Raw genomic sequence first — 10,627 nt, 5'->3', positions numbered from 1 at the left:
GTCAACAACACCGCACTACTGCCCGGAACGGGCATCGCGGAGCTGGTCTGGGCCGCGGGTGACGGCCTGACCGCGACCGAGCTGACGCTGCACGACCCGGCTGTTCTGCCGCCGTCGGGTCCGACGCGGGTGCGGGTCACCGTGCACCCTCCGGAAGCCGATGGATCGCAGCAGGCCACCGTGCACACCGGCGCCGACGGGGAGGAGTGGACGCACAACGCGTCCGCGGTCCTCACCCCGCACAGCATGGCGACGGTGGACCTGACAGCCTGGCCGCCTCCCGGCGCCGAACCGGTCGACGTCGACAACCTCTACGCCCAACTCGCCGACAACCGCCTGTACTACGGGCCAGCGTTCCAGAACGTCCAGGCCGCCTGGCGCGACGAGAAACACATCTACGCCGAGGTCGCCCTGCCCGAGGGCACCGACGCCGACCGCTACGGCCTGCACCCGGCCCTGCTCGACGCCGCACTGCATCCGCTCGCCCTGGGCCGGGAGGGATCCGGCCCGCCGCTGGTGCCGTTCTCCTTCACCGGCGCCGCGCTGCACGCCACCGGCGCGACCGGGCTGCGGGTGCGGCTGACCGCGACCGACGACGACACCGTCGCCGTCGCCGTCGCGGATCCGGCCGGTGCCTCGGTCGCGGTCATCGACGCACTGCGGCTGCGCCCCGCGGCACTGCCGCAGGGCGCGCAGCAGGGATCCCTGTTCACCCTGGGCTGGACGCAGGCCGGCAACCTCGACGCGCCCGCGGCGGGCACCCGTTACGACGTCATCGGCGACGACGGACTGGTCGAGGCGCTGACCGAAGCCGGCGTCACGGTCCGCGGCTGGGCCGACACCGCCGCGCTCGCGGCCGCGCTGTCCACCGGTACCGACGCGCCCGACGCAGTCCTGCTCCCCTGCCTCCCGGCACCCCGGGACGACGGCGACGACGCCACGGGCGCCGCCGTGACCGCGACGCTGCAGCGCCATCTGCGGACGCTGCAGAGCTGGCTGGCGGACCCGACCACCGAGGACATCCCTCTGGTCGTGGTCACCTCCGGTGCACAGGCCACCGGGCCGGACGACCGGCCCGACCTGGCCCATGCGCCACTGTGGGGGATGACCCGCACCGCGGAGGCCGAGCACCCGGACCGGATCACCATGGTCGACCTCGCGGCCGACGCGCTCGACGAGGCCGCCGCGGCGGTCGGCTTCGCTCTCGCGGCACACGAATCGCAGATCGTAGTGCGGAGCGGCACTGCACACGTGCCTCAACTGGTCCGCGCCGCCGCCCCGGCACCCCCGGACGCGATGCCCTTCGATGCCGACCGGACCGTCCTGATCACCGGCGCGAGCGGCGGACTCGCCGGGCACCTGGCCCAGCACCTCGTGACCCGCCACGGTGTGCGGCATCTGCTGCTGCTGAGCCGTACCCGTCCCACCGCGCTGGCCGAGCAACTGGCCGCGCTGGGCGCCGAACCGATTGCGGTGGCCTGTGACGTCGCCGACGCCGGACAGCTCGCCCAGGCACTGCGCGAGGTACCGGCGGACCACCCGCTGGGCGCCGTCGTCCACACCGCCGGGCTCCTCAGCGACGCCACCGTGACCGGCCTCACCGAGGAGCAACTCACCTCGGTGCTGCGGCCCAAGGTGCAGGGCACGTTGAATCTGCATGCGCAGACCCGGGACCTGACCGCCTTCGTGCTCTTCTCCAGTGCGGCCGGCACGTTCGGGGGCGCGGGCCAGGCCAACTACGCGGCGGCCAACGCCTTCCTCGATGCGTTCGCCCAGTACCGACGGGCCGCCGGTCTGCCCGGCAGCTCGCTGGCGTGGGGGCTGTGGAACGAAGCGACCGGGACGACCGCGCACCTGGACCGGGCCGACCGGGACCGGCTCGCGGAGAGCGGGCTGCGGCCGCTCGGCACCGAGGACGGGCTCGCCCTGTTCGACGCCGCCGCGGGCGTGGCGCAGCCGGTCGTGCTGCCGCTCAGCGTGGACGCGCGCCGGCTGCGGAGGGGCGGAGTGTCGCCGCTGCTGCGGGGGTTGGTGCCGAAGGCGGTGCGACGACGGTCGGCGGTCGGCGCCCCGACGGCCGGCGAGGACACGGACTTCGCCGCGCGGCTGCGCCGACTGCCGGCGGCGGAGCGTCACGAAACCGTGCTGGAGCTGGTCCGCGAGCACGCCAACACCGCGCTCGGCCACCCCGCGGGCCATGCCCTGGACCCGGCGCAGCCGTTCAAGGACCTCGGGTTCGACTCGCTGACCTCGGTGAACCTGCGCAACCGTCTGACCGAGGCCACCGAGCTGCGGCTCCCGGCCACCCTGGTCTTCGACCACCCGACGCCCGATGCGCTGGCCCGCCATCTGACCGAGCAGTTGTCCGGGGCCCCAGCCGCGGTAGCGGCGGACCTGGCGGCCGGCCGGATCGACGGCGAACCGGTCGCGATCATCGGGATCGGCTGCCGCTACCCCGGCGGGGTGCAGGGGCCCGAGGACATGTGGCGGCTGCTGCTGGACGGTCGCGATGCCATCGGCGCCTTCCCCACGGACCGCGGCTGGGACATCGGCGAAGGCCCCGGGTTCGCCCGGCAGGGCGGTTTCCTGGACGACGCGGCGGGATTCGACGCGGCCTTCTTCGGCATCTCCCCGCGCGAGGCGCTGGCCATGGACCCGCAGCAGCGGCTCCTGCTGGAGACCGCCTGGCACAGCATCGAGCACGCGGGCATCGACCCGACCACGCTGCGCGGCACTCCCACCGGAGTGTTCGCGGGCGTGATGTATCAGGACTATCTGCAGGGCGCGGGCACCGTACCGGAGGAGTTCGCCGGGTACCGCAGCACCGGCAACGCGGGCAGCGTCGTCTCGGGGCGGGTCGCCTACGCGCTCGGCCTGGAGGGGCCGGCCCTGTCCATCGACACCGCGTGCTCGTCGTCGCTGGTCTCGCTGCACCTGGCGGTACGGGCGCTGCGCGACGGCGACTGCTCGCTGGCGCTGGCGGGCGGCGCGACGGTGATGTCGACGCCGACGCTGTTCCTCGATTACGACCGGCAGGGTGCGCTGTCGTCCGACGGCCGTTGCCGGGCGTTCTCCGGCGATGCGGACGGGACCGGCTTCGGCGAGGGTGTCGGCGTCGTCCTGCTGGAGCGGTTGTCGGACGCGCTGCGCAACAAGCGGCGCATCCTCGCGGTCGTCCGCGGCAGCGGGGTGAACCAGGACGGCGCCAGCAACGGCCTGAGCGCGCCCAACGGCCCGTCCCAGCAGCGCGTCATCCGGGCCGCACTGTCCGACGCCGGGGTCAGCGCCGCCGAGGTGGACGCGGTCGAGGCGCACGGTACGGGCACCAAGCTCGGCGACCCCATCGAGGCCCAGGCGGTGCACGCCGTCTACGGGACGGCCCACACCTCGGAGGCGCCGCTCCACCTCGGTTCCATCAAGTCGAACCTCGGCCACACCCAGGCCGCCGCGGGCGTCGCGGGCGTGATCAAGATGGCTCTGGCCCTGCACAACGGTGCGCTGCCGCGCACGCTGCACGCCGACGAGCCCACCCCGCACGTCGACTGGTCGTCGGGCACGGTCGCGCTTCCGGTGGACACCGTCCCCTGGCCGCGTACGGACCGTCCCCGGCGTGCCGCGGTGTCGTCGTTCGGGATCAGCGGGACGAATGCGCATTTGATCCTGGAGCAGTCGCCCGAGCCGGCCGTCCAGGACGCGCAGGCGCCGGACACCGGGCGCGTCGCGCCGGTGCTGCTGTCGGCGAAGTCGCCCGCGGCGCTGCGGAACCAGGCGCGCGACCTGCACGCGTATCTGCGCGACGCCGGGAACGTCTCGCCCGCCGAGATCGCCCGCGCCCGCACCGCCCGGGCTCAACTGCCACACCGGGCCGCGTTCCTCGCCGAGGATAGGGCGCAACTGGCCGAACTGCTGGCCTCGTTCGCCGACGACGATGCCCACCCGCAGGTAGTGACCGGTGCGGCGGGCGGGCGACCGAAGGTCGCTTTAGTCTTCCCCGGCCAGGGTTCGCAGTGGGCCGGGATGATGGCCGGGCTGATGGCAGACAGTGACATCGTCCGCGACACCGTCGCCGCCTGCGACCGGGAGTTCGCGCACCATGTCGACTGGTCGGTCGCGGACACCCTCACGGACAGGCCGGGTGCGCGGCCGATGGAGACGCTTGACGTCGTCCAGCCGGTGCTGTTCACCACGATGGTGGCGCTGGCCGCGCTGTGGCAGGCACACGGTGTGCGGCCGGACGCGGTCGTCGGGCATTCGCAGGGGGAGGTCGCCGCGGCCCATGTCGCGGGGATCCTTTCGCTGGCCGACGCGGTCCGGATCGTTGCCGAGCGCAGTGCCGCGATGATGGGGCTGACCGACCGCGGTGGGATGCTCTCGGTCACGCTTCCGGCAGAGGAAGCGGAAGCGGCGATCGCACCGTGGCGAGACCGGCTTTCCATCGCCGCGTTCAATGAGCCCGGTGCGGTCACCGTCTCCGGCGATCTGACGGCATTGGAGGAGTACCAGGCGGAACTGACCGCCCATGGGGTGCGTACCCGACGGATCGCCGGCATCCAGACCGCCGGTCACTCGCCGCTGATGGACACCCTGCGCGAGGGGCTGACCGAGTCGCTGGCCGGCATCACTCCCACCCCCGAAACAGTCCCGTTCTACTCGACCGTGGAGGGCCAGGCCATCACCGGTACGGACCTGGACGCGGACTACTGGTACCGCAACACCCGTGAGCCGGTGCGTTTCGAGTCGGCCACCCGTGCACTCGCGGACGCCGGGCACACGGTCTTCCTGGAGGTCAGCCCGCACCCGATGCTGGCGTCGGCGCTGCGCGCCACGCTGGAGGACGCGGGCCATGAGGACATCGGCGTGGTGGCGACGCTCCGCCGAGACGCCGGCGGACCGGAAGGGTTCGTCCGCGCGCTGGCCACCGCGGACGTGCACGGCCTGCCGGTCGACTGGGACGCGTGGTGGGGCGCGGCGGACGGCCATCTGGAGCTGCCGGTCTACCCGTTCGACCATGAGCGGTACTGGGCCACGGCCACCGGCGGCACCGGAGATCTGTCCTCGGTCGGCCTGGCTGCCGCCGAGCATCCGCTGCTCGGCGCGTCCGTCGCCCTCGCCGAGGGAGGACTGCTGCTCAGCGGCCGGGTATCGGCCCGCACCCACGGCTGGCTGGCCGACCACGCGGTCGACGGCACCACCCTGCTGTCCGGAACGACCTTCCTCGATCTAGCGTGGCACGCGGGCCTGCGGGCCGGCGCGCCGGGCATCGAGGAGCTGACGCTGGAGGCGCCGCTGCTCCTGCCCCCCGGGCGGAACGTCGCGGTCCAGGTGACGGTGGATGCCCCGGACGCGACCGGGCTGCGCAACCTGACCTGCCACTCCCGGCCGGATGACGCGCCCGAGGACGCACCGTGGACCCGCCATGCAAGTGCCACGCTGAACGCGCCGGCTTCCGCTGCCGCGGCACGCCTGGAGCAGTGGCCGCCGCCCGGGGCGACCGCGGTGGACGTCGAGGACCTCTACGACCGCTATGCCGCGCTCGGACTGGCGTACGGACCCGCCTTCCGCGGCGTGCGAGCGGCCTGGACGCGGGGTGACGAGGTGTTCGCCGAAGTGGCGCTGCCCGAGGACGTGCCCGTGGCGGGCTTCGGCCTGCATCCCGCGCTGCTCGACGCTGCGCTGCACCCCCTGGCCCTGGGCGCGTTGGTGCCGGAGGAGCTCCGCGGCAACACCCAGTTGCCGTTCTCGTGGTCCTCGGCGACGCTGCACGCGGTGGAGGCAACCGCGCTGCGGGTACGGCTGAGCCCGGACGGCGGCTCGGGCATCGGTGTGGAGGTGGCCGACGGGACCGGAGCGCCGGTCGCCGAGGTCCGTTCGCTGCGGCTGCGGCCGCTGTCGGCGCACGGGCTGCACACCGAGCGTCATGGCCCGCTGCTGGCCGAACGCTGGGTCCCGGCAGAGCCGGCCGCCGAGGCGTCCGGGCCGCAGCGGGTCGCCGTCGTCGGTGACGACGCCCTGGCCGCGGCGTTGGACGGAGCGTGCGAGGTGTCCACGTACCCGGACCTCACCGCCGCCGCCGACGCACCCGCCGACACCGTCCTGCTGTCCTGCCGGCCGGCCCACTCCGGTGACGCGGCGGCGGACGCACAGGCCGCGGTGCTGGAGGCGCTGACGACGCTGCGGGCTTGGCTCGCCGATGAGCGGACCGCCGAGCGGCGTCTGGTCTGGGTCACCCGGCACGCGATGGCGGCGGGCCCGGGACGTGGCCCAGACCCAGTGGCCGCCTCGGTGTGGGGCGTGGTGCGCTCGGCGCAGGCCGAGCACCCGGAGCGCTTCACACTGCTCGACCTGGCGGACGGCCCCGCCGACGCCTTCTCGGGCGACGCGGTACGGGACGCGCTGCGCGTGCCCGAGCCGCAGGTGGCGGTGCGCGCCGACACGGCCCTGGTGCCTCGTCTGCACAAGGCCGACGGGACGGGCGAGCTGGCGCTCCCCGACCTGCCGGGCTGGTGCCTGGGCAAGCCCGCCGGGGGGACGTTCGACGACATCGCCGCGGTGGAGCTGCCCTCTGTACTCGACGCACCGGGCCCCGGCCAGGTCCGTATCGAGGTGCGCGCCGCGGGCCTCAACTTCCGCGACACCCTGATCGTGCTGGGCCTCTACCCGGACCCGGACGCGACCATCGGCAGTGAGGCGGCGGGCGTGGTGGTCGACGTCGGAGCGGGGGTGACGGACCTCGCGCCCGGTGACCGGGTGTTCGGGTTGTTCCCGGACGCGATCGGGCCGATGGCTGTCACGGACCGCCGGCTTGTCGCCCCCGTCCCGCGCGGCCTCGACTTCGCCACGGCTGCGGCCCTGCCGGTGGTCCATCTGACCGCCTACTACGGGCTGGTGGACCTCGCCGGGCTCACCGTCGGCCAGTCCATCCTGGTCCATGCCGCGGCCGGCGGTGTCGGTACCGCAGCGACCCAGATCGCCCGGCACCTGGGTGCCGAGGTGTTCGCGACCGCGAGCCGGGGCAAGTGGCCGGTGCTGCACGAGCTGGGCGTCGCCGCGGACCGGCTGGCGTCCTCTCGTGACCTGGAGTTCGAGGAGCACTTCCGGGACGCCACCGCGGGCCGCGGGTTCGATGTCGTACTGAACTCGCTCACCGGTGACTTCATCGATGCGTCGCTGCGGCTGACCGCCCCCGGCGGCACATTCCTGGAGATGGGCCGGATCGATCTGCGCGACCCGGACGACCTCGGCCGCACGCACCCCGGGGTGCGGTACCGGCCGTACGAGCTGGTGTCGGCCGCAGGGCCGGACCGGATCGGGGAGATGCTCGGCGAGCTGGTGGCGCTCTTCGAGTCCGGTGCGCTCCAGCCGCCGCCGGTGACCTGCTGGGACGTGCGCCGCGCACCCGAGGCGCTGCGGCATCTGAGCCAGGCCCGGCACATCGGCAAGGTGGTGCTCACGCTGCCGCGGCGGCTCGACCCGACGGGCACCGTCCTGGTGACCGGCGGCACGGGCGTGCTGGGCCGGCTGGTGGCACAGCATCTGGTCACCGAGCACGGCGCCCGGAACCTGGTGCTGCTCAGCCGCAGCGGCGACCCCGCCGCCGCGGAGGAACTGACCGCACTCGGCGCACAGGCCGACGTCGTCGCCTGTGACGTCGCCGACCGCGAGCAGCTCGCCGCGGTCCTGGCCGGCATTCCCGCCGACCGTCCGCTGACGGCCGTGGTGCACGCCGCCGCGGTCGTGGACGACGGCGTACTAGAGGAATTGACAAGTGATCAGGTCGACCGGGTGTTCGCGGCCAAGGCCCGTGGTGCCTGGAATCTGCACGAACTGACCCGCCATCTGAGCCTGTCGGCGTTCGTGCTGTTCTCGTCGTCCGCCGGTTTCTTCGGCGGCCCCGGGCAGGCCAACTACGCGGCCGCCAACACCTTCCTCGACGCCCTCGCCGGCCACCGCCGGTCCCTGGGGCTGGTCGCGAGCTCCCTGGCCTGGGGTCTGTGGGACGAGCGGAGCACCACCACCGCCCGGCTCACCGACGTCGACCTGGCCCGGCTCGCCCGCGGCGGGATGACGGCACTGGGCACGGCCGAGGGACTGGCCCTGTTCGACGCCGCCGACGGCGCACCGGACGCCCTGTTCGTGGCCGCCCGGCTCGACCCCTCCGCACACCGCGGCCCGGTCGCACCCCAGCTCCGCGACCTCATACGACCCGCACTGCGCCGGGCCGCGCAGGCCGGTGCGGCGACCGACGCCGACGCGCTGGTCAAGCGTCTGATGCCGCTGGCCGGCCCCGACCGGATCCGGCTGCTGTCGAACCTGGTGCGGGACCACGCGGCGATCGTTCTGGGCCACACCTCCGGTACGGCGGTGCCCTCCGGGCGGGCCTTCCGGGATCTCGGCTTCGACTCGCTCAGCGCCGTGGAACTGCGCAACCGGCTGTCCAAGGCGACCGGGCTGCGGTTGCCCTCGGCGGTGGCCTTCGACCACCCGAACGCCGAGGCACTCGGCGCCTTCCTGCTGGCGCAGCTCGCCCCGGCGGACGCTGATCCGACCGAGACCGTGCTCGCCGAACTCGACCGCCTGGCAGCGGTGTTGGGGGCCGTCACCACGCACGGCACCGACGATCGCATCACCACCCGGCTGCGGTCCCTGCAGAACCGTTGGGAACAGGCCACAGGCGCACCGTCTGCCGACGGGGACGACCTTGACGAGGCCAGCGACGAAGACCTCTTCCGTCTCGTCGACAACCCGACCCCGTGACCAAGAGGAGCTGAACGACAGTGGCCGACGAACGGCAACTCCGGGACTATTTGAAGAAGGCGATCGCCGAGACGCGCGACGTACGGCGACGGCTCAGCGAGGCGGAGAGCAAGTTCTCTGAACCGATCGCGGTGATCGGCATCGGCTGCCGGTACCCGGGCCAGGTGGAATCGGCGGACGACCTGTGGCGGATGGCCGCGGACGGCCACGACGCCATCGGCCCGCTCCCGGCCGACCGCAGCTGGGATCTGGCGAACCTGTTCGATCCGGATCCGGACAACCCCGGTACGAGCTACGCCAGTGAGGGCGGTTTCCTCGACGACGCCGCGGGGTTCGACAGCGCGTTCTTCGGGATCTCGCCCAGGGAAGCCGCGGCGATGGATCCGCAGCAGCGGCTGCTGCTGGAGTCCGCCTGGCACGCCATCGAGGACGCCGGTATCGCTCCCAGCGCACTGCGCGGCACCCCCACCGGGGTGTTCGCCGGCGTGGCGGGGCAGGACTACGCGTCCCTGGCGATGTCGTCCGACGGCACGGCGGGCCATGCGATCACCGGCAACGTCGGCAGCGTGGTCTCCGGCCGGGTCGCCTATACGCTCGGTCTGGAGGGCCCGGCGCTGACCGTCGACACGGCGTGCTCGTCGTCGCTGGTGGCGATGCATCTGGCGGCCCAGTCCCTGCGGTCCGGTGAATCCACCCTCGCCCTGGCAGGCGGGGTGACCGTCATGGCCACCCCGTCCGTCTTCGTCGAGTTCAGCAGGCAGCGGGGGCTGGCGGCCGACGGACGCTGCAAGGCGTTCTCCGAGGAGGCCGACGGCATGGGCCCCTCAGAGGGTGTGGGTGTGGTGGTGCTGGAGCGTTTGTCGGATGCTCGGCGCAACGGTCGGCGCATTCTCGCCGTGGTGCGGGGCAGTGCGGTCAACCAGGATGGTGCGTCCAACGGCCTGTCCGCGCCCAACGGTCTGGCGCAGCAGCGGGTGATCCGTGCGGCGCTGGACCATGCCGGGCTGACCGTCCACGACGTCGACGCGGTCGAGGCGCACGGCACCGGCACCGCCCTGGGCGACCCGATCGAAGCCCAGGCCCTGCTGGCCACCTACGGCGTTGGACGCGATGCGCAGCGGCCGCTGCTGCTGGGCTCGGTGAAGTCCAACATCGGCCACACCCAGGCCGCCGCCGGAGTCGCCGGCGTCATCAAGATGATCCAGGCCCTGCGTCACGGCACCCTCCCCCGCACCCTCCACGCCGACGAGCCCACCTCCCACGTGGACTGGACCGCCGGCACCGTTGAACTGGTCAACCAGCAGGCCCGGCCCTGGCCCGAGACCGGCCGGCCCCGCCGCGCCGCGGTCTCCTCCTTCGGTATCAGCGGCACCAATGCCCACCTGATCCTCGAGCAAGCCCCCACACCCGAACCGGCGGAGCCCGCGGAGCCTGGATCGGAGCCCGCGCCGGACGAGGCGCCCGCCACCTCGGACCTGGTGCCCTGGGTGCTGTCCGCAGCCTCCCCAGCGGCGCTGGCGGAGGTCGCAGCGCGGATGCGACCGCTTGCCGAAGCGACCACCGAGGCCGGCAACACACAAGAAAATGACCAAACGCCAGGACCCCGCCGCCTAGCCGCGGTTGCTTCGGCGCTGTGGCACACCCGCGCTCATCTGCCGCACCGTGCGGTGATCCTCGGCCGTGACCGCACCGACTTCGCCACAGCCCTGGACGCCCTCGCGGCCGGCAACCCCGACCCCCGTCTCCTCACGGGTCAGGCGGGTGCCGAGCGCGGTGGGACGGTGTTCGTCTTCCCCGGCCAGGGCTCCCAATGGCCCGGCATGGGCGGGGAACTCCTCGACACCGTCCCCACCTTCGCCCAAACCGTCGCCGA

General features: G+C 73.5%; 2 protein-coding genes. Both read left to right on the top strand.

The window, feature by feature from the left end; genetic code table 11:
- Positions 1-8,754, top strand: an 8,754-nt coding sequence (locus ACTWQE_RS32505; RefSeq protein ID WP_443332688.1) for an SDR family NAD(P)-dependent oxidoreductase, incomplete at its 5' end; no start/stop codon positions are given.
- Between the two features lie 20 nt (positions 8,755-8,774).
- Positions 8,775-10,627, top strand: a 1,853-nt coding sequence (locus tag ACTWQE_RS32500) for a type I polyketide synthase (RefSeq protein ID WP_443332687.1), incomplete at its 3' end; no start/stop codon positions are given.

Origin of the sequence: Streptomyces sp. 8N706 (assembly GCF_052245415.1) — a bacterium.
In the GTDB taxonomy this organism is placed as follows: Bacteria; Actinomycetota; Actinomycetes; order Streptomycetales; family Streptomycetaceae; genus Streptomyces.
Note: the sequence above shows the minus strand (reverse complement) of the source record. Positions and strands in the feature narration are given on the sequence as shown.